The following is a 23,206-nucleotide window of genomic DNA, read 5'->3' as shown; positions in this document are numbered from 1 at the left end:
GGACAACCGGCGGACGAGATCTCCAGCACAGAAGCACAGAAGCACAGAAGCGGCCGGGGCGGGGCGCCCGGAGGGGCTCGCCCTTCCTGGCGGTTCCGGCCTCGTACTAAGGTGGCGGGACGAAGCACTCGCGGGAGCCCGGACGCAGCGGGCTGAGAGGGAGGCTGAAGCGGCCTCCGACCGTACGAACCTGATCCGGGTCATGCCGGCGAAGGGAGGGGCGTCACGCCCATGCACGCATCGCGCACACCCTCACGTACGCGGTCACGCACGCAGCCGGACGGGCCGTACGACGCGCTGGTCGTCGGAGGCGGCGTCATCGGCCTGGTCACGGCGTGGCGGGCGGCCCAGCGGGGCTTGCGCACCGCCGTCGCCGACCCGGCGCCGGGCGGCGGCGCGGCCCAGGTGGCGGCGGGGATGCTCGCGGCCGTCACCGAGCTCCACTACGGCGAGCAGACGCTGCTGGCCCTCAACCTGGCCTCCGCGCGCCGCTATCCGGACTTCGTGGCCGAGCTGGAGGAGGCCAGCGGCCAGGACGTCGGCTACCGCGCCTGCGGCACGCTCGCCGTGGCCTTCGACCCCGACGACCGCGCCCAGCTGCGCGAACTCCATGACTTCCAGCGGCGGCTCGGGCTGGAGTCGCAGTGGTTGACGGGGCGCGAATGCCGGCGCCTGGAGCCGATGCTCGCGCCGGGCGTGCGCGGCGGCCTGCGCGTGGACGGGGACCACCAGGTCGACCCGCGGCGGCTGGCGGCGGCGCTGCTGACGGCGTGCGAGCGGGCCGGCGTGGTCTTCCACCGCGCCCGCGCGGAGCGGCTCACGCTCGCGGCGGACCGCGCGACCGGCGTCGAACTCGCCGACGGCACACGGCTGGCGGCCGAGCGGACCGTGCTGGCCGCGGGCAGCTTCAGCGGGCGGCTCGTGGGCGTCCCCGAGGACGCGCTGCCCCCCGTACGCCCCGTCAAGGGCCAGGTGCTGCGGCTGCGCGTGCCGCCCGCGTACGCGCCGTTCCTGTCCCGGACCGTGCGGGCCGAGGTGCGCGGCGGGCATGTCTATCTGGTGCCGCGCGAGAACGGTGAGCTGGTCGTCGGCGCCACCTCGGAAGAGCTCGGCTGGGACACCACGGTCACCGCGGGCGGCGTCTACGAACTGCTGCGCGACGCGCATGAGCTGGTGCCCGGCATCACCGAGCTGCCGCTCGTCGAGACCTGCGCCGGGCTGCGCCCCGGCTCCCCCGACAACGCGCCGCTGCTCGGCCCGAGCGCGCTGCCCGGCCTGCTCGTGGCCACCGGCCACTACCGCAACGGCATCCTCCTCACCCCCGTCACGGGCGACGTGATGGCCGAGGTGCTGACGCACGGCGAACCCCCGGACGAGGCCCGCCCGTTCTCCCCGCGGCGCTTCCCGGCCGACCGCCCCACCGCCACCCCCGCACCGCAGGAGCAGCCCACATGAGCGTGTCCATGACCGTCTCCGTGAACGGCGAGCCCCGCCGGCTCCCCGGCGGCACCACCCTCGACCTGCTGGTCGCGGAGCTGACCCCGGCGCGCTCGGGGGTCGCCGCGGCCGTCAACGAACAGGTCGTCCCGCGCGGCCAGTGGCCCGCCACCCCGCTCGGCGACGGGGACCGGGTCGAGGTCCTCACCGCGGTCCAAGGAGGCTGAACCCCAGATGGCCGACACCATGCACGACACGACCCACGACGCGACCCACGACGCGGCGTACGCCACTGTCCGCCCCGAACCGGCGCCGGACCCGCTCACCATCGCGGGGACCGCCTTCTCCTCCCGCCTGATCATGGGCACCGGCGGCGCGCCCAGCCTGGAGGTCATGGAGCGCTCGCTGCTCGCCTCCGGTACGGAGCTCACCACCGTCGCGATGCGCCGCCTGGACCCCACCGTGCAGGGCTCGGTCCTGTCGGTGCTCGACCGGCACGGCATCCGCGTGCTGCCCAACACCGCCGGGTGCTTCACGGCCGGCGAGGCGGTGCTGACGGCCCGGCTGGCGAGGGAGGCGCTGGGCACCGACTGGGTCAAGCTGGAGGTGGTGGCCGACGAGCGCACCCTGCTCCCCGACCCGGTCGAGCTGCTGGACGCCGCCGAGACACTGGTCGACGACGGCTTCACCGTCCTGCCGTACACCAATGACGACCCGGTCCTGGCCCGCCGGCTGGAGGACGTGGGCTGCGCCGCGATCATGCCGCTGGGCTCCCCCATCGGCTCGGGTCTCGGCATCCGCAATCCGCACAACTTCCAGCTGATCGTCGAGCGCGCCACGGTCCCGGTGATCCTGGACGCGGGGGCGGGCACCGCCTCGGACGCCGCGCTCGCCATGGAGCTGGGCTGCGCGGCGGTGATGCTCGCGTCCGCCGTCACCCGCGCCCAGGAGCCCGTCCTGATGGCCGAGGCCATGCGGCACGCGGTCCGGGCCGGCCGGCTGGCCCACCGCGCCGGCCGCATCCCGCGCCGCCATTTCGCCCACGCCTCCTCACCCGCGGAGGGGTTGGCCTCGCTGGACCCGGAGCGCCCTGCCTTCGGGTAGGCCGGGGAGCGGTTAGCGTGGTGGCATGGTGGCCGACCGGATCGAGCGCGAGGTGTACATCCAAGCGCCCGTCGACCGCGTATGGCGGGTGCTGACGACCCCCGAGCACATCCGCGTCTGGTACGCGTTCGAAGGGTGCGAGATCGACCCGCGCCCCGGCGGGACGCTCCGCTTCCGCTGGGACGAACAGGGGGAGTTCCACGGCAGGGTGGAGAAGTCGGTGCCGGACGCGCTGTTCCGCTTCCGGCTCGCCAGAGAGCCGGACCGCCCCCTGGGCGCGGAACCGGGCGACTCGACCCTGGTGGAGTTCGCGCTCTCCGCCGAGGGCCACGGCACCCGGCTCCGCCTGGCCGAGAGCGGCATCCGGGAGCTCGCGGTCCCCGACGGCGCGAAGGCCAAGCACGCGGAGTACGCCGCCGCGACATGGACCACCGCGCTGGAGGAGCTGGCCGCGCTGGCCGCCGCGTCGCACAACTGAGGCGCGCTTACAGGCACACTCATCACCAAGGCGCGCGAGCAGGCACAACAGGGGCGAAGCCGACCCCGCGGCGGCGCCCGGTGTCACTGTTCGGCACCAGTCCCGCGCCCGCGCCTCGCAGGTGACCTTGCGTGTCGTCATCGGCTCGTAGACTGCTCTCTCGTGGATACGACCCTGCATGACCCCCTGGTCGGACAGCTGCTCGACGGCCGCTATCGCGTCGAGGCGCGCATCGCCGTGGGCGGCATGGCGACGGTCTACCGGGCCGTCGACACGCGGCTCGACCGTGTGCTGGCCCTCAAGGTGATGCATCAGTCGCTCGCCACCGACGACGCCTTCGTCGAGCGCTTCATCCGCGAGGCGAAATCCGTGGCCAGACTCGCCCACCCCAATGTGGTGGGCGTCTTCGACCAGGGCACCGACGGCTCCCACGTCTATCTCGCGATGGAGTACGTCGCCGGGTGCACGCTGCGCGATGTGCTGCGTGAGCGCGGCGCGCTGCAGCCGCGGGCCGCGCTGGACATCCTGGAGCCGGTGCTGGCCGCGCTCGGGGCGGCGCACCGCGCGGGGTTCGTCCACCGGGACATGAAGCCGGAGAACGTGCTGATCGGCGACGACGGCCGGGTGAAGGTCGCCGACTTCGGGCTGGTGCGGGCCGTGGACACCAACACCAGCGCCTCCACCGGCACCCTGCTGGGCACCGTCTCCTATCTCGCGCCCGAGCAGATCGAGCACGGCACGGCCGACACCCGGGCCGACGTCTACGCCTGCGGCGTGGTGCTCTACGAGATGCTGACCGGCGCCAAGCCGCACACCGGCGCCACCCCGGCGCAGGTCCTCTACCAGCGGCTGAACGAGGACGTGCCGCCGCCGTCCGCCATCGCGCCGGGGGTCGCACCGCAGCTGGACGACCTGGTCGCCGCGGCCACCGCGCGCGAGCTCGGGCAGCGCCCCGCCGACGCGGTCGAGCTGCTCGGCGTCGCGCGGACCGCGCGCGCCGCGCTGACCGACGAGCAGCTCGACGCCGTGCCCCCGCAGGCCAAGGCGGACACGCACGACGGCTCCGAGGACCGTACGAGCGTGATCCCGCGCCCGGTCGGCGGCATCGGAGGGCCGGTGCCCGCCGACGAGCAGCAGCTGAATCTCACCAGCAGGCTGGAGCTGCCGCCACAGCCGCCGCAGGCCGACCGTCCCCGGCGGTCCGCCGGCCGCGGCCGTCTGCCGCGCCGCGGGGTCGTGACCATCGTGGTCGGGCTGCTGCTCGCGCTCGGCCTCGGGGTGGGCATCTGGTACATCAATTCCGGCCAGTTCACCAAGGTGCCCTATGTGCTGGGCAAGTCCGAGGCGGACGCCCGGAAGAAGCTGAAGGACGCCGGGCTCGAGGTGAAGGTCACCCGGGAGTTCAGCGATGTCGTGGACAAGGGCAAGGTCGTCAAGACCGACCCGGGCGGCGGCAAGCGGATCCGCGACACCGGCACGGTGACGATCCACATCTCCGACGGGCCGCCGCGCACCAAGGTGCCGAATGTCGTGGGCATGCCGATCAAGCAGGCGAAGCAGCAGATCTCGGACGCGAATCTGTCCGTCGGCGAGGTGACCAAGACCTTCAGCGACGAGACGCCGCAGGGCTCGGTGCTCAGCACCGACCCGGTGGCCGGCACCACCCGCCGGCCGAACACCCCCGTGGGGATCGAGGTCAGCAGGGGCCCCAAGATCGACATCCCCGACGTGGTCGGCGAGTCCGTGGAAGACGCCCGGGCCGAGCTGACCGAGGCGGGATTCAAGGTGAAGATCTCGTCGGAACGGGTCTTCTCCGACGAGGACAAGGGCTCGGTCGCGGACCAGTCCCCGTCCTCGGACGGGGACGCCGTGGGCGCCAAGGGCGACGAAGTGACGCTGATCCTGTCCAAGGGCCAGGAGATGATCGAGGTGCCGGACGTCACGGGCGAGTCCGTGGACGACGCGAAGGAGGCCCTGGAGGCGGCGGGCTTCGAGGTCGACGTGGACAAGCCGCTGCTGTTCCCCGGCGACAAGGTCACCGACCAGTCGGTGGACGGCGGGGACGAGGCGCCCAAGGGCAGCACCATCACGATCAAGGTCAAGGGCGTCTTCTAAGCGAGTCTTCCAAGCCCCCGGGCCCGGCGGCCGTGCGCCGGGCCCGGGCTGGCACCCTGGGCTCGTGAGTACGTCCAAGAACCGCACCCGCGCCCGCAATCCGGTCGGCGGCCATATCCGCGTGGCCGGCGGCCTCGCCACCATCGGCCTGCCGTACACCCGCGACATCGGGGCCGAGGCCGTCCAGGTCTTCGTCGCCAACCCGCGCGGCTGGGCCACTCCGCGCGGCGTGGCAGCGCAGGACGAGAAGTTCCGCGCGGCGTGTGCCGACCAGTCGATCCAGGCGTACGTCCATGCCCCCTACCTGATCAACTTCGGCTCGCACAACGCCGACACGGCCGAGCGCTCGGTCGACTCGCTGCGCCACTCGCTGCGGCGGGGCCGCGCGATCGGCGCGCTGGGCGTCGTCGTCCACACGGGCTCCGCCACCGGCGGCCGGGGGCGGCCCAAGGCCATCGCCCAGGTGCGGGAGCGCGTGCTGCCGCTGCTCGACGAGCTCACCCACGACGACGACCCCTGGCTGCTGCTGGAGCCGACGGCCGGCCAGGGCGCCTCGCTGTGTTCGCTGGTCGAGGACCTCGGCCCGTACTTCGACGCGCTGGACCGGCACCCGAAGCTGGGCGTCTGCCTGGACACCTGCCATGTCTTCGCCGCCGGTCACGACCTGGCGGCCGCGGGCGGAATGAAGAAGACGCTCGACGAGCTGGTCTCGGTCACGGGCAAGGGACGGCTGAAACTGATCCATGCCAATGACTCCAAGGACGTCGTCGGGGCCCACAAGGACCGCCACGAGAACATCGGCGCGGGCCATATCGGCGCCGATCCGTTCCGGGAGCTGTTCCGGCATCCGGCGACGAAGGGGGTGCCGCTGGTGATCGAGACCCCGGGCGGCAAGGAGGGGCACGCGACGGATGTGGCGCGGCTCAAGGAACTCCGCGACGGCTGACAGGCGTCGGGAATACCCTAGTGGGGTATTCGGTTCACTGAACGGAAGGCCAACAGGAACACCATCACCCTCCGGAGAGTGATCCGATGGAGCGGCACGACGTCCACACCGGGCATGAGCACGACCAGCACGGCCGGCACCACAGGCAAGGCCACACCGATCACACCGGCCACGGCGCGCACACCGGCCACGCCCCGGCGAGCTGGACCATGGCCGCCCAGGCCACGCTGCACTGCCTCACCGGCTGCGCCATCGGCGAGGTCCTGGGCATGGCCATCGGCACCGCGCTCGGCTGGCACAACGCCCCGACCATGATCCTGGCGATCGTGCTCGCCTTCGTCTTCGGCTACTCGCTCACCATCCGCGGCGTTCTGCGCGCCGGGCTGGACCTGCGTACGGCGCTTGGGGTCGCGCTCGCCGCGGACACCGTCTCGATCGCCGTGATGGAGCTCGCCGACAACGCGACCATCCTGGTCTTTCCGGGGGCGATGGACGCGACGCTGTCCGACGCGCTGTTCTGGCTCACCCTCGCGCTGTCCTTCGTCGTCGCCTTCGCCGTGACCACCCCCGTCAACCGGTGGATGATCGGCCGCGGCAAGGGCCACGCCGTGGTGCACCAGTACCACTGACGCCGACGAGGCGCCGCTACAGCTCCGGGCCGTCCCCCGGCTGCTCCTGATAGGAGTAGCGCTGCTCCTGCCACGGGTCGCCGAGGTTGTGGTAGCCGCGCTCCTCCCAGAAGCCACGGCGGTCGGCGGTCATGTACTCCACGCCCCGGACCCATTTGGGCCCCTTCCAGGCATAGAGATGAGGAACGACCAGCCGGACCGGAAATCCATGCTCGGCGGTGAGCAGCTCGCCGTCCTTGTGCGTGGCGAAGATGGTCGTCTCGGCGGTGAAATCCGAGAGCCGCAGATTCGAACTGAAACCGTACTCCGCCCACACCATCACATGCGTGACCTCGGGAGCGGGCGGCGCGAGTTCCACGATCCGACGCGCCGCCACGCCGCCCCATTCCGCGCCCAGCATGCTGAATTTCGTCACGCAGTGCAGATCGGCCACGACGGTGGAGTACGGCAGCGCCGAGAACTCGTCATGCGTCCAGGCGCGCTTTTCCCCGTCGGCCGTGGCACCGAAGACCCGGAACTCCCAGCGGTCCGGCTTGAACTTGGGGACCGGCCCATAGTGCGTAACCGGCCAACCGCGCTGCAGCCGCTGCCCCGGAGGCAGCTGTCCGGGCTCCCCCTCGCGGCTTTCCGACTGACCCATGGACTCCATGGTGTCAGACCTTCGGGGGTGGTCGTGACCAGGGCAGCAGCTATCCGGGCAACTCGCACTAAGCGTGCACTTACTGGACGCTCTCGACGGGGCGGTGCGACGATGCGCACAACCCGCCATCCCCGTCCTGATGGGAAGGAGCCCCTTCGATGCAGGGTGACCCCGAGGTCCTCGAGTTTCTCAACGAGCAGCTGACCGGTGAGCTGACCGCGATCAACCAGTACTTCCTGCATTCGAAGATGCAGGAGAACTTCGGCTGGACGAAGCTCGCGACATACACCCGAGCGGAATCGTTCGACGAGATGAAGCACGCGGAGCTGATCACCGATCGGATCCTTCTCCTGGACGGGCTGCCCAATTATCAGCGACTGTTCCATGTGCGCGTGGGCCAGACGGTCACCGAGATGTTCCAGGCGGACCGGCAGGTGGAAATCGAGGCCATCGACCGTCTCAAGCGCGGCATCGAGGTCATGCGGACCAAGGGCGACATCACCTCGGCCAATATCTTCGAGGACATCCTCGCCGACGAGGAACACCACATCGACTATCTCGACACCCAGCTCGCGCTGATCGAAAAACTCAGCGAGGCCCTGTACATCGCCCAGCAGATCGAACAGCCGGAGAGCTGAGGACCGGACCGGACCGGATCAGCGGACGGGCGTTACGCGGCTTCCGCGACCTGGGAGTCGGACGCCGACACGACGGCGGGCACACCGGCCGGGCCGAGTGTGTCCAGGGACTCGCGCCTGGGGCACGCCCCGCGGCCCAGCAGCGCCTGGATGCGCCGTACGCAGGAGCCGCAGTCCGTGCCGGCCTTGCAGGCGCCCGCGATCTGGCGCGGGGTGCAGGCACCGGACTCGGCATGCTCGCGCACCTGCTTCTCGGTGATGCCGAAGCATGAGCAGATGTACACGCGGCTCTCCAGATCGATCAGTGAGGTAACCCTTACCTTACCTCCCCCTCGGGAGGGCCGACAACGCCGATGGGGCGCGGATCCATGTGATCCGCGCCCCATCGCACCGTTCAGTCCCGGTATGTCACTGGTCCCGGTACATCTCCGCGACCAGGAACGCCAGGTCCAGCGACTGGCTGCGGTTGAGCCGCGGGTCGCAGGCCGTCTCGTAGCGCTGGTGCAGATCGTCGACGAAGATCTCGTCGCCGCCGCCCACGCACTCGGTGACATCGTCGCCGGTCAGCTCCATGTGGATGCCGCCCGGGTGGGTGCCGAGCCCCTTGTGGACCTCGAAGAAGCCCTTGACCTCGTCCAGCACATCGTCGAAGCGGCGGGTCTTGTGCCCGGACGCCGCCTCGAAGGTGTTGCCGTGCATCGGGTCGCAGATCCAGGCCACCTGGGCGCCGGACGCCGTCACCTTCTCCACCAGGTCGGGCAGCTTGTCGCGGACCTTGTCCGCGCCCATCCGGGTGATGAAGGTGAGCCGGCCGGGCTCACGGTTCGGGTCGATCCGGTCGATCAGCGTCAGCGCCTCTTCGGGCGTCGTCGTCGGGCCGAGCTTCACGCCGACGGGGTTGCGGATCCGCGCGGCGAACTCGACATGCGCCCCGTCCAGCTGGCGGGTGCGCTCGCCGATCCACACCATGTGGCCGGACACGTCGTACAGCTCGCCCGTACGGGAGTCCGTGCGGGTCAGCGCCGACTCGTAGTCCAGGATCAGGGCCTCGTGCGAGGAGTAGAACTCGACGGTCTTGAACTCCTCCGGGTCCACCCCGCAGGCGTTCATGAAGTTCAGCGCGCGGTCGATCTCGCGCGCCAGCGCCTCGTAGCGCTGGCCCGCGGGGGACGACTTCACGAAGTCCTGGTTCCAGGCGTGCACCTGGCGCAGGTCCGCGTAGCCGCCGGTGGTGAAGGCGCGCACGAGGTTCAGCGTCGAGGCGGAGGCCTGGTACATCCGCTTGAGCCGCTGCGGGTCCGGGATCCGGTCCTTCTCGGTGAACTCGAAGCCGTTGACCGAGTCGCCGCGGTAGGTCGGCAGGGTCACCCCGTCGCGGGTCTCGGTCGGCTTGGAGCGCGGCTTGCTGTACTGGCCCGCGATCCGCCCGACCTTCACCACCGGGACCTGCCCGGCGTAGGTCAGTACGGCGCCCATCTGCAGCAGCGTCTTCAGCTTGTTGCGGATCTGGTCCGCGCCCACGGCGTCGAACGCCTCGGCGCAGTCGCCGCCCTGGAGCAGGAACGCTTCACCCCGGGCCACGGCACCCAGGCGGTCGCGCAACTGGTCGCACTCGCCCGCGAAAACGAGCGGCGGATAGGACTCGAGCTGGGCGATCACCTCGCGCAGAGCCGCTTGGTCCGGCCAGTCGGGCTGCTGCGCCGCGGGAAGAGACTTCCAGGTGTGGCCACCGGTGTGGGTTTCAGCGTTCACGGTCACGCCAGCAAGGTTACGGGGTCCCCACGGCCGTCCAGCCCACTGCCCACCAGGTGAGACACCTACCGCCCCCGGAACCCCGCACCGCCGCGCGGAAACATGGGGTAGGGTCCGAGCCATGTTCGCGCGACTGACCATGACCTGGTGGTGGACCGCTCATCCGGCGGCCCACTGATCGCGCGTACTCACCGACATCGCGAAGGCCGCCCGAGGGGCGGCCTTCGGCGTATCCGCGGGTCGTTCCTCCCTCCCGGAAGGAACCCCCCGCCATGCACCGTGATCCGCACCACGACCCGCGCGCGATCATCCGGCGGCTGCTGGCCGCCGACTGCCCGCCCTTCGCCCTGCTGCACCGCCGTACGCCCGGCCACGCCCCCGACACCGTCGAGGTGCTCCTGGGCCCGGTCACCGAGGTGGCCCGGCTGACCGACATCCCGCTGCCGACCGGGGCACCGGGCACCGGCGCGGGCACCCATGACGCGCTGGCGCTGGTGCCGTTCCGGCAGATCCGAGAGCGCGGGTTCGACGTACGCGACGACGGGACGCCGCTGGCCGTGCTGCGGCCCGAGGAGACGTACGAGCTGCCGCTGGGCGAGGTGCTGGACGCGCTGCCCGCGCACGACGTGCGGGTCCAGGACGGGGCCTTCGACGTGGACGACGACGCGTACGCGGCGATCGTGGAGCGGGTCGTCGAGGACGAGATCGGCACCGGCGAGGGCGCGAACTTCGTGATCCGCAGAACGTTCCGGGGCGAGATCCCGGGCTTCAGCCGCGCCGACGCGCTCGCGCTGTTCCGGCGGCTGCTGGCCGGGGAGCGCGGCGCGTACTGGACGTACGTCGTCCGCTTGGCGGACGGACGGACGCTGGTGGGCGCCAGCCCCGAGGTGCATGTGCGGATGTCCGGCGGGACGGTCGTGATGAACCCGATCAGCGGAACGTACCGCTATCCCCGGGACGGGGCCCGGCTGGACGGGCTGCTGGAGTTCCTGCACGACCGCAAGGAGGTGGAGGAGCTGTCCATGGTCGTGGACGAGGAGCTGAAGATGATGTGCACGGTCGGCGACATGGGCGGTGTGGTGGTCGGCCCCCGGCTCAAGGAGATGGCACACCTCGCGCACACCGAGTACGAGCTGCGCGGCCGCTCCTCCCTGGACGTCCGGGACGTGCTGCGGGAGACGATGTTCGCGGCGACGGTGACCGGCTCGCCGGTGCAGAACGCCTGCCGGGTGATCGAGCGGTACGAGCCCGCCGGGCCCGACGGGGCGGGGCGCGGCTACTACGCGGGGGCGCTCGCGCTCATCGGGCGGGACGCCGGCGGCGCCCAGACCCTGGACTCGCCGATCCTGATCCGCACCGCCGACATCGACGGCGCCGGTGCGCTGCGAGTGCCGGTCGGGGCGACGCTGGTGCGCCACTCCGACCCCCGGAGCGAGGTCGCCGAGACGCACGCCAAGGCGGCCGGGGTGCTCACCGCCCTCGGGGTGCGTCCGGCGCCCGCGGGGCGGGATGCCCGCCCCGCGCTCCCCCGGCTGGCGGACGACCCCCGGGTGCGGGCGGCGCTGGACGCCCGGCGGGCCGATCTGGCCCCGTTCTGGCTGCGGATGCACACCCCCGAGCCCGCGCCGCCGGCCGGGGCCCGGCCGACCGGGCACGCGCTGGTGGTCGACGGCGAGGACACCTTCACCGCGATGCTGGCGCATCTGCTGCGGACCACCGGGCTGACGGTGACCGTGCGGCGGTTCGACGAGCCGGGGGTACGGGAGGCGGCGCTGGCCCACGAGGGGCCGGTGGTGCTCGGCCCGGGGCCGGGCGACCCGTCGGACACGGCCGACCCGAAGATGCGGTTTCTGCGCGGGCTGACGGCGGACCTGGTGCGCGGGCACCGGCACGGGCTGCTTGGGGTGTGCCTGGGGCACGAGCTGCTGGCGGCCGAGCTGGGCCTGGAGATCGTACGGAAGGACGTGCCGTTCCAGGGCGCGCAGGAGCGGATCGGCTTCTTCGGGCGCGAGGAGACCGTCGGCTTCTACAACACCTTCACCGCGCGGTGCGACGAGGCGGCGGTGGCCGAGCTGGCGATGCACCGGGTGGAGGTGAGCCGCGACCCGGCCGGCGGTGAGGTGCACGCGCTGCGCGGGCCGAACTTCGCGGGCGTGCAGTTCCACCCCGAGTCCGTGCTGACGCTGAACGGCTCGGCCATCGTGGCCGAGCTGCTGGCGGCCGTCCTGGTGTAACGGCGCCCCCGACCGCCCGGGCGGGGAGGGGGCGGCGCCGCAGGCTCCGCCCCCTCCCCGCCCGTCGGGCGTCAGCCGAAGAAGACCTCGGCCTCGGCGTACAGCGAGAGGTCCACGGTCTTCAGCCGTGCGGTGGCCTCGGCGAGGGGGACGCGGACGATGTCGGTGCCGCGCAGCGCGACCATCTTGCCGTAGTCCTCGTCCCGGACGGCGTCGATGGCGTGCAGCCCGAAGCGGGTGGCGAGCCAGCGGTCGAAGGCGCTGGGGGTGCCGCCGCGCTGCACGTGGCCGAGCACGGTGGTGCGGGCCTCCTTGCCGGTGCGCCTCTCGATCTCCTTGGCCAGCCACTCGCCGATGCCGGAGAGCCGGACGTGGCCGAAGGAGTCGAGCGACCCGTCCTTGAGGACCGCGTCGCCGCCCTTGGGCATGGCTCCCTCCGCGACGACCACGATCGGGGCGTAGCGGATCTTGAAGCGGGACTCGACCCAGGCGCAGATCTGGTCCACGTCGAAGCGCTGCTCGGGGATGAGGATGACGTTGGCGCCGCCGGCCAGCCCGGAGTGGAGGGCGATCCAGCCCGCGTGACGGCCCATCACCTCGACGACGAGGACGCGCATATGCGACTCGGCCGTGGTGTGGAGGCGGTCGATGGCCTCGGTGGCGATGTTGACGGCGGTGTCGAAGCCGAAGGTGTAGTCGGTGGCGGACAGATCGTTGTCGATGGTCTTGGGGACGCCGACGCAGGGGATCCCGTACTCGCCGGAGAGCCGCGCGGCCACCCCGAGGGTGTCCTCGCCGCCGATCGCGATGAGCGCGTCCACCTCCTCCTTGGCGAGGGTCTCCTTGACGCGGCGGATGCCGTCCTGGCTCTTGAGGGGGTTGGTGCGGGACGACCCGAGGATGGTGCCGCCGCGCGGCAGGATGCCCCGCACGGCCTGGATGTCGAGGGTCACGGTGTCGCCTTCGAGCGGACCGCGCCAGCCGTCCCGGAAGCCGACGAAGTCATAGCCGTACTCCTGCACGCCCTTACGGACGGTGGCGCGGATGACCGCGTTGAGCCCGGGGCAGTCACCGCCACCGGTCAGCACTCCGACCCGCATCGTTTCTTCCCTTCTCTCATGAATTCCCGTGAATGCCCGGTACGTGAAGCCACGCTAACGGTGATCCATGTCACATGGGATAGGGCGAGAAGTGAATCCCTTGTGGGCAGGGGCAGTTGCCGGCCAACTTCACTCGAACGAGCGGTATCAGCCGCTGACGCTCCTTTTTTGCGGCTCGGTTCGCCTGGTCAGGCGCCGGTGTCCAGGCCGCGCTCGATCGCGTACCGCACCAGCTCGACGCGGTTGTGCAACTGGAGCTTGCCGAGGGTGTTCTGGACGTGGTTCTGCACCGTGCGGTGCGAGATGACCAGCCGCTCGGCGATCTGCTTGTACGACAGCCCCTTGGCCACCAGCCGCAGCACCTCTGTCTCCCGCTCGGTCAGCCGGGGGGCGACGGGGCGGTCGGGTGCGGCGGGGGCGGGGTCCTTCGCCAGCCGGCGGTACTCGCCGAGCACCAGGCCCGCGAGGCCCGGGGTGAACACCGGCTCCCCGGCGGCCGTCCGGCGCACCGCGTCCAGCAGCTCCGCCGTACTGGCCGACTTGAGCAGATAGCCGGTCGCGCCGGACTTCACCGCCTCCAGGACGTCCGTGTGTTCCCCGCTCGCGGAGAGCACGAGTACGCGCGGGCCGGGCGGGCCGGACTCGCCGCCCACGAGCTGCCGGCAGACCTCGACCCCGGGCAGCCCGGGGAGGTTGAGGTCGAGCACCAGGACGTCGGGGTTCGCGGCCTTGGCGCGGCGCACGGCCTGCGGGCCGTCCCCCGCCGTGGCCACCACCTCGAACCCGGCCTCGGACAGGTCGCGGGCGACGGCGTCGCGCCACATCGGGTGGTCGTCGACCACCATCACGGTCACGGGCCGCCCCTCGTGCTCCGCGTCCTGTCCGCCGCCCTGTCCGCTGTCCCGCCGCTCGGTCATCATCCGGTCTCCCCCTGCCGCGGAACCCTCAACTCCACCTCGGTGCCCTGGCCGGGCGCCGAGATCCACTCGGCGCTGCCGCCCAGGTCGCGCAGGCGCCCCCGGATGGACAGCGCCACGCCGAGCCGCCCCTCGCGCTCGGCGTCGGCCAGCCGCCCCTCGGGGATGCCGGGGCCGTCGTCGCGGACGGTCACCGTCACCGCGTCCGGCTCGTCCTCGACCAGGATCCAGGTGTGCGCGCCCTCTCCCGCGTGCGCCCGCACATTGTCCAAGGCGGCGCCGACGGCGGCCGCGAGCTCGGTGGCGGCCTCGGCGGGGAGCGGTACGGCGGTGCCGGGCCCGGAGAGGGTGACACGGGATCCGGCGTGCCGGGCCAACAGGGCCAGCAGATCGCACCGTTCGCCCCCGGTCGCCCCGTCCGTGGCGGGTGCGTCGGCCGCGACCGTCAGAAGCACGGCCCCAGCCGGCTCAGCCGACTGTGCCGCGTCCCCCGAGTCCGCCGCGCCCCGGGCCCTCAGGGGGGCGGCGGGCCCGGTCGCCGGGCCGGTGGAGATCAGCGTGCGCAGCGCGATCTCCTGCTCCCCCGCCATCCGCCCCAGCTCGGCCGCCTCCCCGCCGATCGCGGCGCCCCGCCGCTGCACCATGGCGAGGACCTGGAGCACGCTGTCGTGGATGTCGCGGGCCAGCCGCTCCCGTTCGCGCGTGGCAGCCTCGATCCGCAGCGCGCGGGCCAGGGTGCGCTCACTGGCGCGGGCCACCTCGACCACATAGCCGATCGCCACGCTCGCCACCCACACCAGCATGAGCATGTGGACGGCGTCCTGGGCGAATCCGCCGCGTTCGATGATGTTGGCCGCGCAGACGACGGTGGAGGCCCAGGCGGCCCACCGCCAGCCGCCCTTGATCGCGAAGCCGAGCACGGCTCCGGCCGTCCATATCGACGGCAGGGTGGGCGTGCCCTCGGCGATGCGGTCGTGGGTGTCGACGAGCGGGGTGAGCAGGATGCCGACCACCGCGACGGTCAGGTCACCGGCCAGGAAGCGCAGGGTGCACCGCTCGGCCGAGGAGACCATGCGGACGGTGAGCGCGGTCCACACGGTCAGCACGGCCATATAGGCGCCCGCGCCGAGCGGGTGGTCGTAGTTGTCGTAGCCGTAGGCGTAGAGGGTGAGCGCGTACAGCAGCGTGAGCACCCGGTAGGCGGTCAGTGCCCGCCAGAGGGGCTGCTCCACCGACATGCGCACGACACGCTCGCCCTTGGGCCGCTGCGCCACTTCCCCACCCCCGCGCCGGACTCGGTCACGCCCCGGACTTGTCCCCGCCCTGGTCCCCGCCCTGGTCCCCGCTCTGGTCCCTGGGCTTGTCCCCGCCCCGATCCCCGGGCTTGTCGTCGCCGGCGCCCTCGGCGCTCCTGCCCTCGCGTTTGCGGGCCGCCTCGGCATCCGCGATCTGCCGCTTGGCGACGGTCGCGTAGATGTCGACGTACTCCTGGCCGGACAGCTTCATGATCTCGTACATGACCTCGTCGGTCACCGAACGCAGGATGAAGCGGTCGTTGTCCATGCCGTGGTAGCGGCTGAAGTCCAGCGGCTTGCCGATCCGGATGCCCGGCCGCATCAGCTTGGGCATGACCTTGCCCGGTGGCTGGATCTTCTCGGTGTCGATCATCGCGACCGGGATCACCGGGGCGCCCGTCGCCAGCGCCACCCGCGCCAGACCGCCCGGCTTGCCGCGGTACAGCCGCCCGTCCGGCGAGCGCGTGCCCTCCGGGTAGATGCCGAACAGCTCGCCGCGCTCCAGCACCTCGATGCCGCTCTTGATCGCGGCCTCACTCGCGCCGCGCCCGCCCGAGCGGTCCACCGGCAGCTGCCCGACGCCCTTGAAGAACGCGGCGGTCAGCTTGCCTTTCACGCCCGGGGTGGTGAAGTACTCCTGCTTGGCGATGAAGGTGACCTTGCGGTCGAGCATCGCGGGGAGGAAGAAGGAGTCGGAGAAGGACAGATGGTTGCTGGCGAGAATGGCCGGCCCCTCGGCGGGGACGTTCTCCAGTCCCTCCACCCAGGGCCGGAAGGCAAGCTTCAACGTGCCGCCGACCGACAGCTTCATGGCGCCGTAGAACAACCGAGGACCTCGCCTGTATCCGACCTTTACCCGACGAGGAGACCTTAACGTGCCTACCCCCTGTGCGGCGCGCCGCGTACGCTGAGATCCCGGGCCGCCCGGCCCCGTTCCACCGACTGCCAGATACAGCTAAACACCTGCCAGATACACCGAACGGAGATCCGCGGTGCCGCTCCTGCCCGGGGCCCAGCCGTTCCGCCACGACGGCGGAGAGATCGGCGTCCTCGTCTGTCATGGCTTCACCGGCTCGCCCCAGTCGGTCCGCCCCTGGGCCGAGCACCTCGCGCGGCAGGGCCTGACGGTCTCGCTCCCGCTGCTGCCCGGCCACGGCACCCGCTGGCAGGAGCTCGCGGTCACCAGCCGGGGGGACTGGTACGCCGAGGTGGACCGGGAGTTCCGCGGGCTCGCCGAGCGATGTCGGCAGGTGTTCGTATGCGGTCTGTCGATGGGCGGCGCGCTCGCCCTGCGGCTGGCCGCCCGGCACGGGGCGCGGGTCAGCGGGCTCGCCCTGGTCAACCCGGCCCACAAGATGCACGACCGGGCGGCCCCGGCACTGCCGGTGCTGCGCCATCTGGTCCCCTCCGTCAAGGGCATCGTGAGCGACATCGCCAAGCCGGGCACGCCGGAGACGGGCTATGACCGGGTGCCGTTGCACGGCGCGTACCAGCTGCGCCGGCTGCTCCTGGAAGTGGACGCCGAGCTGCCGCGGGTGACCCAGCCGCTGCTGCTGATGCACAGCGCGCAGGACCATGTGGTGCCGCCGGTCGATTCGGCGCGGATCCTGAGCCGGGTCTCCTCCCGGGACGTCACCGAGCTGGTGCTGGAGCGCAGCTACCACGTGGCGACGCTGGACCACGACGCTGAGCTCGTCTTCGCCGAGACCCATGCGTTCATCAGCAGGCTGGCGCGGGGTATCGATGAGGACAGTGGGACGGATACGCGACTCGGGAAGGAGGGGGCGGCGGCCAGTGGCGGAGCGTGACCCGAACGAGAACGAGGCAGGCGCGCGGGACGACGATGCCGCGTTCGCCGAGATCGTCGCGGCGTACGGCAAGGAGACCCGGGACCCCGAGGGACCGGCGCCATGGCCCGAGGCCGAAGATCTCCCCGACGACGCGGAAAACGCAGCCGACGCGGATGACGCGGCCGACCCGCACGGCCGACGCGACGGGGACGACAAGGACGCCCCGGAAGCGGGGGCCGGCCCGGTCGATGTGGCCAAGCCGGACAAGCCTCTCGGCAGCTTCATCGTGTACGCGCCGGGCGTCGGCCCGCGCGACTGGGAGCCCGCCGAGCCGTCCGACGACGACTTCGACGAGACCGACGAGGGCCACTTCGTCCCGCCCGAGCCGCCCCCGCTCCCCGAGACCGACGCCACCGCCCGCTTCGCCTGGCTGGGCGTCCTGGGCGGCCCGCTGCTGCTGCTCGGCGTGGTGCTGTTCCAGGTGGAGCTGACCTGGTGGATCACCACGCTCGCGGTGGGCGGCTTCCTGGGCGGCTTCACCACGCTGGTGCTGCGGATGAAGGACGACGGCGAGGAGGAGGACGAGGACCCGGGGCGCGGCGCGGTCGTCTGACCCGGCGCGGCGGCCCCGGCCGCCTGAACGACGGAAAGGGAACTCGATTCCCGCGAACGGCGAAGTACGGGTGAACAAGCCCACATCTTCGAAGCGTTCGCAGGAACGAGAGGAGCCCCGATGACCGTCGGAACAGGCGTCCGGCTCGGCCAGGACCAGAGCCAGGACACCGACGCCTCGTTGATCGAACGGTCTCGGGACGAGCCCGAAGCCTTCGCCGTGCTGTTCGACCGCCACGCCGACGCGGTGCACCGCTACGCGGCCCGCCGGCTCGGCACCGAGGCGGCGGACGACCTGATGGCGGAGACGTTCACCACCGCTTTCCAGCAGCGGCACCGGTACGACCTCGAGCGGGCCGACGCCCGCCCGTGGCTGTTCGGCATCGCGACCAACCTCATCAGCCGGCACCGCCGGGCCGAGGCCCGGCGCTTCAAGGCGCTCGGGCGGCTGCCCGCGCCCGCCGACCACGACGAGGCGGTCGCGGACCGGGTCGCCGCGCGGGTCACCGCGCAGGGGGTACGGCGGGAGCTGGCCGGGGCGCTGTCCCGGCTGCCCGCCCGGCACCGGGATGTCGTGTTGCTGGTGGCCTGGGCCGGTCTCGGTTACGAGGAGGCCGCGGAGGCCCTGGAGGTGCCCGTCGGCACGGTCAGATCACGGCTGCATCGGGCTCGCAGCAAATTGCGCGAAGCACTGGGCGGATCCGATCCAACTGCCTTCCGGGAGGAATCCGGCCATGAGTAATCAGCCATTGCCGCCAGACCAGGACGAACTCGAGCTGCTGCGCGACTGGGACACGGGCGCGCCGCCGCTCACCGGCCGGGCCCGCAGCCGGGCCCGGGCCCGGCTGTTCGCCGCGATGGGCGGCGCCCCCGCCCCGCGGCGCCGCCACCCGCTGCTGCGGGTGGTCGTCGCCGCGTCCGTGGCCGCCGCCGCGACCGCGGGCGTGCTGGTCGCGGTGAACCAGGGCTCGGGCTCGGACCCCGCCCAGGCCCGCCCCACCGCGTCGCCCCGTCTACAGAACGTCAGCGCGCGCACGGTGCTGAACGGGGCGGCGGCCTTCGAGCGGAAGCGGGGGAAGGGCATCGAGCCCCGCGACGACCAGTTCATCTACACCAAAGAGATCATCAAGGAGACGTCGAAGAAGACCGGGAAGACCAAGACTTACACGGACGAGAACTGGCGGTCCGTCGACGGCTCCCACCGGTCGTGGGTGATGGAGATCGGCCATGGCTGGTGGTCCGACCCGGACCCGCAGGAGGGCTCGTCCTGGCCGCCCCAGGACTGGACACGGCTGGAGAAACTGCCGACGGACCCGGACAAGCTGCTGATCGCGGTGCGCGACTGGGCGTACAAGAAGCCGCACTACAACAGGCCGATCGAGGACGACGAGTGGGGTGACATCGAGTTCGGCCTCGCGGGGCTGCTGTACCGCGTGCCGGTGATGCCCGACGGGCTGCGGGCCGCGGCGTACGAGGCGCTCGGCAGGATCCCGGGGGTCAAGGCGACCCCGGGCGAGAAGGACGCCAAGGGGCGCGAGGGCATCGCGATCTCGTACGACAGCCCGCACGGGCTGTCGTCGGTGTTCATCTTCGACGCGAACACATACGCCTACCTGGGCATGCGCGACATCCGCAGCTCCGACAAGACCCACGACCAGTACGTCCAGCGCTCGTACCTGGACGGCTACGCGGTGGTGGACAAGGTCAAGCAGCGGCCTTAGGCCTTAGCCAGGGCCTCAGGCCAGGAGACCCGTGCTCGTCCGACCGGCGGGCACGACGGGGGAAACACGGGGGAGCCTGAGGGCGGCCAGGACCGGGAGATGGTCCGAGGCCGCCCTCAGGTCTGTCTCGGTGACCCCGGGCAGCCCGGCCGGCACCCCGCAGCCGAGGATCTCCACACCCTCGGTCGCGAAGAGCGCGTCGATGCGCCGCCGCGGCCGGTCCGGCGGGTAGGTGAACTCGCTCCCCCAGGGCTCGGTGGCCCAGGCGTCGCGCAGCGGTCCGGCCAGCCGGCGGAAGGCGCGGCCCTCGGGCTGGTCGTTGATGTCGCCGGCCAGGACGGTGTACGGGACGTCCAGCCGGGCCAGGTGGTCCAGCACCATCCCCGCCTGGTCGTAGCGCTCGGCCGCGGCCAGGCTCAGATGGCAGCTGACCACGCCGAGCCTGATCCCGTTGTCGCCCCGGTGCCCGCCCCCGAACCGCAGCACGGCGGTGGCCAGGCCGCGCCGGTGCAGGCCGGGGACGCGGGGCAGCAGGATGTCCTCGGTCCGCTCCACATGGGCGCGCAGCGAGGTCAGCAGCATCGGGCCGGCGGCGGTGGCACCGCCGGTGGTGTGGACGAGGCCGGTCTCGCGGGCCAGCCAGGAGGCGGCCTTGCGCCAGCGGAAGAAGCGCGGCGCCTCCTGCACGCACAGCACGTCGGGGGCGCAGGCCCGGATGACCCGGACCAGCGCCTCGCGGTCGTCGCGCAGCGAGCGGATGTTGTAGCTGAGCACCCGCACCACCGCCGCGTCCTGGGCGGTGGCCGATGCCGGCAGGTCCGCGAGCACCATGTGTCGTCCCCCCCGTCCCGGTCAGCCCTGGCGGGCCAGGTCGGCGGCGCCGACGAGCCCGGCCTTGCCGCCGAGCTGGGCGGCGAGCACCTGGGCGTGCGGGCGCCACTGATTGCCGACCAGCCAGCGGCGGAAGGACTTGCGGATCGGCTCGAGGACCAGGTCGCCCTCGTCGGAGACGCCGCCGCCGACGATGAACGCCGAGGGGTCGAAGAGCGAGGCGAGGTCGGCAAGACCGGCGCCGGCCCAGCGGGCCAGCTCTCGGAAGGAGTCGATGGCGACCGGATCGCCCTGGCGGGCGGCGTCGCTGATGTGCTTGCCCTGGATGCCCTCGGGGGTGCCGTCGCCGAGGCCGAGCAGCACCTCGGCGCTCTCCGGGGTGGCGTTGGCGCGCTGCTTGGCGTAGCGGACCAGGGCGCGGCCGGAGGCGTACTGCTCCCAGCAGCCCTGGCTGCCGCAGCCGCACAGCAGCCCGTCCGGGACGACGCGGATGTGGCCGAACTCGGCGGCGACGCCGAAGCGGCCGCGGTGCAGCTTGCCACCGATGATGATGCCGCCGCCGAGGCCGGTGCCGAGCGTGATGCACACGACGTCGTCATGGCCCTGGCCGGCGCCGAAGCGGTACTCGCCCCACGCGGCGGCGTTCGCGTCGTTCTCGACGACGACGGGCAGGCCCACGCGCTGCTCGACCTTGTCCTTGAGCGCCTCGTGGCGCCAGTTGATGTTGGGCGCGAAGAGCACCGTGGCGCGCTTGTCGTCCACGTAACCGGCCGCGCCGATACCGACGGCCTCGATGTCATGGCCGGTGCTGACCTGGCGCACCGCGTCCGCGATGGCGTCGACGACCCCCTCGGGAGTCAGCGGGGTCGATACCTTGCACGTCTCGAGAATCGAGCCCTCTTCGTCGACCACGCCAGCTGCGATCTTCGTGCCGCCGATGTCGACGCCGATGGTGAGTCCCATGTGTCCCTCAGTTATTTGGTCGAACCCCGCCGAGCACAACGGTACCGGAGACGGGGCTCAGTCGAGGTCGATGTGTTCACTACTCGAAGACTCGTCGCCCTCGTCGCCCTCGTCGGCCTTGTTGGCTCGGTCGTCCGTCTCGTCGGCGCGGTTGTCGCCGCCCCGCGTCCAGCGCTGCTCCTGGCCCTGGACCGCGGCCCGATAAGCGGCGAGGAGCTCGGTGCCGGCGGTGGCGAGGTGGTCGAAGACCTCAGGGTTCCGTTCGATGACCGGTTCGACAGCGGCCTTGGCCTGTGCGATCAAGTGTTGTACGGCGCCCTGCACGGCCGTCCCGGCCAGCGGGGCCTGGGGGCCGGCGAACCTGTCGGCGATGGCCTCGGCCAGCTTGCGCAGCTCCTCGGCGGCGCTGCCGGGCTCGTGGCCGCCCTCGCCGGCCCGGCGGCGGGCCCGCTCCGCGGCGAGGTCCTCGGCACAGGCCCGCTCCCAGGCGTCGGGGTCGATGTCGGTGACCGGTACGTCGGTGACCGGGGATTCGGCGGGGCGCTCGGTGGCGTCGCTCATGGCGGGCTCCTGCGGCGGAGGGACTGGCGGCCCGGGGGTGTTCATCCGGGCTTGCTCCCGACGTTACCGGAATGACAAGGCGAGAAAAGAGGCGAGAGTCGTCACAGGCTCTTCGGCCACAGCTCGGGATCCGGTGCGAACCGGACGTGGAGGCGGCCGTCGCGCAGCCCGGCGCCGGACACGGTGCAGCGGCGCAGGGCGGACGGCAGTGGCAGCACCCGGTGGAACGGGCCGACGGTGACGATCAGTTCATCGCCGCGGCGCACCAGGCCGAGGGCGTCGCGGTCGGCGCCGGGCAGCGGCAGCCGCCACACCAGCTCCCCTTCGTCGGCGAGGCGGTCCTCGACCGTCCACGGCTCGGCGGCCCGGCGGTCGGGCCGCGGCTCGGGGGCCCCGGCCGGGCCGGCGAGGGCGGCGAGCCCGGCGGCGGGTCCGCCCGCCCGGTGCGCGCCGCCCGGGCCGGCGGAGTCAGGGGGACCGGCGGAGTCGTGCGGGCCGCTCGCCTCCAGCGGGTCGTGGCCCAGGTGCGGCAGCTCGCGGACGGGGACGTCGGGCGCCCACTCCCCGTGCAGCTCCTTGAGCGCGGCCTGCTGGCGGCCGGACAGCGCCGCGAGCCAGGGGTCGGCGGTGCCGGTGGGCAGCAGCCGGTTGGCGACCACGGCCTCCACGCGGCAGCCGTACAGCGCGAGCCCGGCGCGCGCGGTGCGCAGCGCCCGGTCGGCGAGCGGTCCCGGGTCCACCACCAGCCGTACGGTGGTGGCCTCGGACTCGATCAGGGCCTGGACGCCGGCCAGCTCGCGCTCCCAGCGCTCGGCCGTCTCGTACAGCTTCTGGGCGGGCATCGGCACCCCGGCGAGCTGCGCCAGCATCGGCCGCAGGGCGCGCGCCGCCTGCCGCTCGGCGGGCAGCAGCCGGCGCAGATAGCGGCGCAGCTGCTCGGGCAGCGCCAGGACCGCGATCGTGTCGGGGGCGGGCGGCATGTCGACGACCAGGACGTCCCAGGGAGAACTCGGTTCGTGGGCGGCGCGCAGCGCGCGCAGCACCGCGAAGGCCTCCGCGCCGGGCAGGCCGGTCAGCTCCTCGGGGTCCAGCGGGGTCGCGCCGAGCATGTCCAGCGCGCCGCGCCCCCGCTCCTGGAGCGCGGTCAGCTCGCCGCGGAACCAGTCGGCGGCGGCGATGCGCGCGGCCCACAGCCCGGGGGCGACCTCGACCGGCGGGGACCACGGCAGCCGCTCGGCCGCCGGTGCGGCGGGCCGGGGCGCGGGGAGGCCGAGCAGCGCCTCCGGGGTGCCGTCGCGGTCCGCCGTGAGCAGCAGGGCGCGCCGTCCCTCGCGGGCGGCGGCGAGCGCGGTCGCGGCGGCGACGGTGGTGCGGCCCGCGCCGCCGGTACCGGTGACGAGGACCGTACGCATGAAAAGGAGCCTCCGGGCAGGGCGGGGGTAC

At 72.5% G+C, this 23,206-nt stretch carries 25 protein-coding genes and 1 riboswitch; of the genes, 14 read left to right on the top strand and 11 right to left on the bottom strand.

Annotated elements, in window-relative coordinates; all coding sequences use genetic code 11:
- Positions 1-120: 120 nt before the first annotated feature.
- Positions 121-235: riboswitch (TPP riboswitch) on the top strand.
- The 7 genes from thiO to ACWY4P_RS39320 all read left to right on the top strand — a co-directional run bounded on the left by thiO (position 232) and on the right by ACWY4P_RS39320 (position 6,709).
- Positions 232-1,455, top strand: a complete 1,224-nt coding sequence (gene thiO / locus ACWY4P_RS39350) for a glycine oxidase ThiO (RefSeq protein ID WP_456205386.1) — start codon at positions 232-234, stop codon at positions 1,453-1,455. Its footprint overlaps the riboswitch before it by 4 nt.
- Before the next feature lie 8 nt (positions 1,456-1,463).
- Positions 1,464-1,664: a sulfur carrier protein ThiS gene (gene thiS, locus ACWY4P_RS39345; RefSeq protein ID WP_456213210.1), complete on the top strand. Its 201-nt coding sequence runs from the start codon at positions 1,464-1,466 to the stop codon at positions 1,662-1,664.
- 133 nt (positions 1,665-1,797) lie between these two features.
- Positions 1,798-2,541, top strand: a complete 744-nt coding sequence (locus ACWY4P_RS39340) for a thiazole synthase (protein WP_456213209.1) — start codon at positions 1,798-1,800, stop codon at positions 2,539-2,541.
- A gap of 25 nt (positions 2,542-2,566) precedes the next feature.
- Positions 2,567-3,019, top strand: a complete 453-nt coding sequence (locus tag ACWY4P_RS39335) for an SRPBCC domain-containing protein (RefSeq protein ID WP_456205385.1) — start codon at positions 2,567-2,569, stop codon at positions 3,017-3,019.
- Between the two features lie 162 nt (positions 3,020-3,181).
- On the top strand, positions 3,182-5,134 hold the full coding sequence (gene pknB, locus ACWY4P_RS39330) for a Stk1 family PASTA domain-containing Ser/Thr kinase (protein WP_456205384.1): 1,953 nt from the start codon (positions 3,182-3,184) through the stop codon (positions 5,132-5,134).
- Positions 5,135-5,198: 64 nt separating this feature from the next.
- Positions 5,199-6,080: a deoxyribonuclease IV gene (locus ACWY4P_RS39325; RefSeq protein WP_456205383.1), complete on the top strand. Its 882-nt coding sequence runs from the start codon at positions 5,199-5,201 to the stop codon at positions 6,078-6,080.
- A gap of 86 nt (positions 6,081-6,166) precedes the next feature.
- A complete protein-coding gene (locus tag ACWY4P_RS39320) occupies positions 6,167-6,709 on the top strand; it encodes a DUF4396 domain-containing protein (RefSeq protein WP_456205381.1) in 543 nt (180 codons plus the stop codon).
- Positions 6,710-6,725: 16 nt separating this feature from the next.
- On the opposite strand, the gene ACWY4P_RS39315 is transcribed toward ACWY4P_RS39320, so the two are convergent.
- A complete protein-coding gene (locus ACWY4P_RS39315) occupies positions 6,726-7,349 on the bottom strand; it encodes a sulfite oxidase-like oxidoreductase (RefSeq protein WP_456205379.1) in 624 nt (207 codons plus the stop codon).
- A 158-nt stretch (positions 7,350-7,507) separates the two neighbouring features.
- Between ACWY4P_RS39315 and bfr the strand changes: the two genes are divergently transcribed.
- Positions 7,508-7,987 carry a bacterioferritin gene (bfr, locus tag ACWY4P_RS39310; RefSeq protein WP_456205378.1) on the top strand — a complete coding sequence of 160 codons (480 nt, stop codon included), beginning with the start codon at positions 7,508-7,510 and terminating at the stop codon, positions 7,985-7,987.
- Between the two features lie 32 nt (positions 7,988-8,019).
- On the opposite strand, the gene ACWY4P_RS39305 is transcribed toward bfr, so the two are convergent.
- Both ACWY4P_RS39305 and ACWY4P_RS39300 read right to left on the bottom strand, forming a co-directional pair.
- Positions 8,020-8,271, bottom strand: coding sequence for a (2Fe-2S)-binding protein (locus ACWY4P_RS39305; RefSeq protein ID WP_456205376.1), 252 nt, complete (start codon positions 8,269-8,271; stop codon positions 8,020-8,022).
- Positions 8,272-8,395: 124 nt separating this feature from the next.
- Complete coding sequence (locus tag ACWY4P_RS39300) at positions 8,396-9,745, bottom strand: class II 3-deoxy-7-phosphoheptulonate synthase (RefSeq protein ID WP_456205375.1); 1,350 nt, start codon at positions 9,743-9,745, stop codon at positions 8,396-8,398.
- A 115-nt stretch (positions 9,746-9,860) separates the two neighbouring features.
- Between ACWY4P_RS39300 and ACWY4P_RS39295 the strand changes: the two genes are divergently transcribed.
- On the top strand, positions 9,861-9,917 hold the full coding sequence (locus ACWY4P_RS39295) for a trp operon leader peptide (RefSeq protein WP_106516695.1): 57 nt from the start codon (positions 9,861-9,863) through the stop codon (positions 9,915-9,917).
- 94 nt (positions 9,918-10,011) lie between these two features.
- Positions 10,012-11,973 carry an anthranilate synthase family protein gene (locus tag ACWY4P_RS39290; RefSeq protein WP_456205373.1) on the top strand — a complete coding sequence of 654 codons (1,962 nt, stop codon included), beginning with the start codon at positions 10,012-10,014 and terminating at the stop codon, positions 11,971-11,973.
- Positions 11,974-12,044: 71 nt separating this feature from the next.
- Here ACWY4P_RS39290 and ACWY4P_RS39285 read toward each other — a convergent pair whose 3' ends face one another.
- The 4 genes from ACWY4P_RS39285 to ACWY4P_RS39270 form a co-directional block, all read right to left on the bottom strand.
- Positions 12,045-13,073 carry a 6-phosphofructokinase gene (locus ACWY4P_RS39285; protein WP_456205372.1) on the bottom strand — a complete coding sequence of 343 codons (1,029 nt, stop codon included), beginning with the start codon at positions 13,071-13,073 and terminating at the stop codon, positions 12,045-12,047.
- Between the two features lie 188 nt (positions 13,074-13,261).
- A complete protein-coding gene (locus tag ACWY4P_RS39280) occupies positions 13,262-13,990 on the bottom strand; it encodes a response regulator (protein WP_456213208.1) in 729 nt (242 codons plus the stop codon).
- Positions 13,990-15,228 (bottom strand): MacS family sensor histidine kinase, encoded by a 1,239-nt coding sequence (gene macS / locus ACWY4P_RS39275; RefSeq protein ID WP_456213207.1) that lies wholly within the window; start codon positions 15,226-15,228, stop codon positions 13,990-13,992. The genes ACWY4P_RS39280 and macS overlap by 1 nt, the downstream gene beginning before the upstream one ends.
- Positions 15,229-15,289: 61 nt before the next feature.
- Positions 15,290-16,096: a lysophospholipid acyltransferase family protein gene (locus ACWY4P_RS39270; protein WP_456205371.1), complete on the bottom strand. Its 807-nt coding sequence runs from the start codon at positions 16,094-16,096 to the stop codon at positions 15,290-15,292.
- A 181-nt stretch (positions 16,097-16,277) separates the two neighbouring features.
- Between ACWY4P_RS39270 and ACWY4P_RS39265 the strand changes: the two genes are divergently transcribed.
- From ACWY4P_RS39265 to ACWY4P_RS39250, 4 genes are all read left to right on the top strand, one after another.
- Positions 16,278-17,093, top strand: coding sequence for an alpha/beta hydrolase (locus tag ACWY4P_RS39265; protein WP_456205370.1), 816 nt, complete (start codon positions 16,278-16,280; stop codon positions 17,091-17,093).
- Complete coding sequence (locus ACWY4P_RS39260) at positions 17,080-17,688, top strand: hypothetical protein (RefSeq protein ID WP_456205368.1); 609 nt, start codon at positions 17,080-17,082, stop codon at positions 17,686-17,688. Before ACWY4P_RS39265 ends, ACWY4P_RS39260 begins: the two co-directional genes overlap by 14 nt.
- A 120-nt stretch (positions 17,689-17,808) precedes the next feature.
- Positions 17,809-18,429: an RNA polymerase sigma factor gene (locus ACWY4P_RS39255; RefSeq protein WP_456205366.1), complete on the top strand. Its 621-nt coding sequence runs from the start codon at positions 17,809-17,811 to the stop codon at positions 18,427-18,429.
- A complete protein-coding gene (locus tag ACWY4P_RS39250) occupies positions 18,422-19,408 on the top strand; it encodes a CU044_5270 family protein (RefSeq protein WP_456205365.1) in 987 nt (328 codons plus the stop codon). The genes ACWY4P_RS39255 and ACWY4P_RS39250 overlap by 8 nt, the downstream gene beginning before the upstream one ends.
- A gap of 15 nt (positions 19,409-19,423) precedes the next feature.
- Here ACWY4P_RS39250 and ACWY4P_RS39245 read toward each other — a convergent pair whose 3' ends face one another.
- The 4 genes from ACWY4P_RS39245 to ACWY4P_RS39230 all read right to left on the bottom strand — a co-directional run bounded on the left by ACWY4P_RS39245 (position 19,424) and on the right by ACWY4P_RS39230 (position 23,175).
- Positions 19,424-20,239, bottom strand: a complete 816-nt coding sequence (locus tag ACWY4P_RS39245) for an endonuclease/exonuclease/phosphatase family protein (RefSeq protein WP_456205363.1) — start codon at positions 20,237-20,239, stop codon at positions 19,424-19,426.
- A 21-nt stretch (positions 20,240-20,260) separates the two neighbouring features.
- On the bottom strand, positions 20,261-21,202 hold the full coding sequence (locus ACWY4P_RS39240; protein ID WP_456205362.1) for an ROK family glucokinase: 942 nt from the start codon (positions 21,200-21,202) through the stop codon (positions 20,261-20,263).
- 57 nt (positions 21,203-21,259) lie between these two features.
- The gene (locus tag ACWY4P_RS39235) at positions 21,260-21,763 is read right to left on the bottom strand and encodes a DUF5304 domain-containing protein (RefSeq protein WP_456205361.1); all 504 of its coding nucleotides are present in this window, start codon (positions 21,761-21,763) and stop codon (positions 21,260-21,262) included.
- A 101-nt stretch (positions 21,764-21,864) separates the two neighbouring features.
- Positions 21,865-23,175, bottom strand: coding sequence for an ArsA family ATPase (locus ACWY4P_RS39230; protein ID WP_456205360.1), 1,311 nt, complete (start codon positions 23,173-23,175; stop codon positions 21,865-21,867).
- Positions 23,176-23,206 lie beyond the last annotated feature (31 nt).

This window comes from Streptomyces sp. LZ34 (assembly GCF_053890475.1).
Note: the sequence above shows the minus strand (reverse complement) of the source record. Positions and strands in the feature narration are given on the sequence as shown.

Coding starts and splice junctions, on each gene's coding strand:
- thiO (WP_456205386.1), top strand. CDS start 232: ATGCACGCATCGCGCACACCCTCACGTACGCGGTCACGCACGCAGCCG.
- thiS (WP_456213210.1), top strand. CDS start 1,464: ATGACCGTCTCCGTGAACGGCGAGCCCCGCCGGCTCCCCGGCGGCACC.
- ACWY4P_RS39340 (WP_456213209.1), top strand. CDS start 1,798: ATGGGCACCGGCGGCGCGCCCAGCCTGGAGGTCATGGAGCGCTCGCTG.
- ACWY4P_RS39335 (WP_456205385.1), top strand. CDS start 2,567: ATGGTGGCCGACCGGATCGAGCGCGAGGTGTACATCCAAGCGCCCGTC.
- ACWY4P_RS39320 (WP_456205381.1), top strand. CDS start 6,167: ATGGAGCGGCACGACGTCCACACCGGGCATGAGCACGACCAGCACGGC.
- ACWY4P_RS39315 (WP_456205379.1), bottom strand. CDS start 7,349: ATGGGTCAGTCGGAAAGCCGCGAGGGGGAGCCCGGACAGCTGCCTCCG.
- bfr (WP_456205378.1), top strand. CDS start 7,508: ATGCAGGGTGACCCCGAGGTCCTCGAGTTTCTCAACGAGCAGCTGACC.
- ACWY4P_RS39290 (WP_456205373.1), top strand. CDS start 10,012: ATGCACCGTGATCCGCACCACGACCCGCGCGCGATCATCCGGCGGCTG.
- ACWY4P_RS39285 (WP_456205372.1), bottom strand. CDS start 13,073: ATGCGGGTCGGAGTGCTGACCGGTGGCGGTGACTGCCCCGGGCTCAAC.
- ACWY4P_RS39280 (WP_456213208.1), bottom strand. CDS start 13,990: ATGACCGAGCGGCGGGACAGCGGACAGGGCGGCGGACAGGACGCGGAG.
- macS (WP_456213207.1), bottom strand. CDS start 15,228: ATGTCGGTGGAGCAGCCCCTCTGGCGGGCACTGACCGCCTACCGGGTG.
- ACWY4P_RS39270 (WP_456205371.1), bottom strand. CDS start 16,096: ATGAAGCTGTCGGTCGGCGGCACGTTGAAGCTTGCCTTCCGGCCCTGG.
- ACWY4P_RS39255 (WP_456205366.1), top strand. CDS start 17,809: ATGACCGTCGGAACAGGCGTCCGGCTCGGCCAGGACCAGAGCCAGGAC.
- ACWY4P_RS39250 (WP_456205365.1), top strand. CDS start 18,422: ATGAGTAATCAGCCATTGCCGCCAGACCAGGACGAACTCGAGCTGCTG.
- ACWY4P_RS39245 (WP_456205363.1), bottom strand. CDS start 20,239: ATGGTGCTCGCGGACCTGCCGGCATCGGCCACCGCCCAGGACGCGGCG.
- ACWY4P_RS39240 (WP_456205362.1), bottom strand. CDS start 21,202: ATGGGACTCACCATCGGCGTCGACATCGGCGGCACGAAGATCGCAGCT.
- ACWY4P_RS39235 (WP_456205361.1), bottom strand. CDS start 21,763: ATGAGCGACGCCACCGAGCGCCCCGCCGAATCCCCGGTCACCGACGTA.
- ACWY4P_RS39230 (WP_456205360.1), bottom strand. CDS start 23,175: ATGCGTACGGTCCTCGTCACCGGTACCGGCGGCGCGGGCCGCACCACC.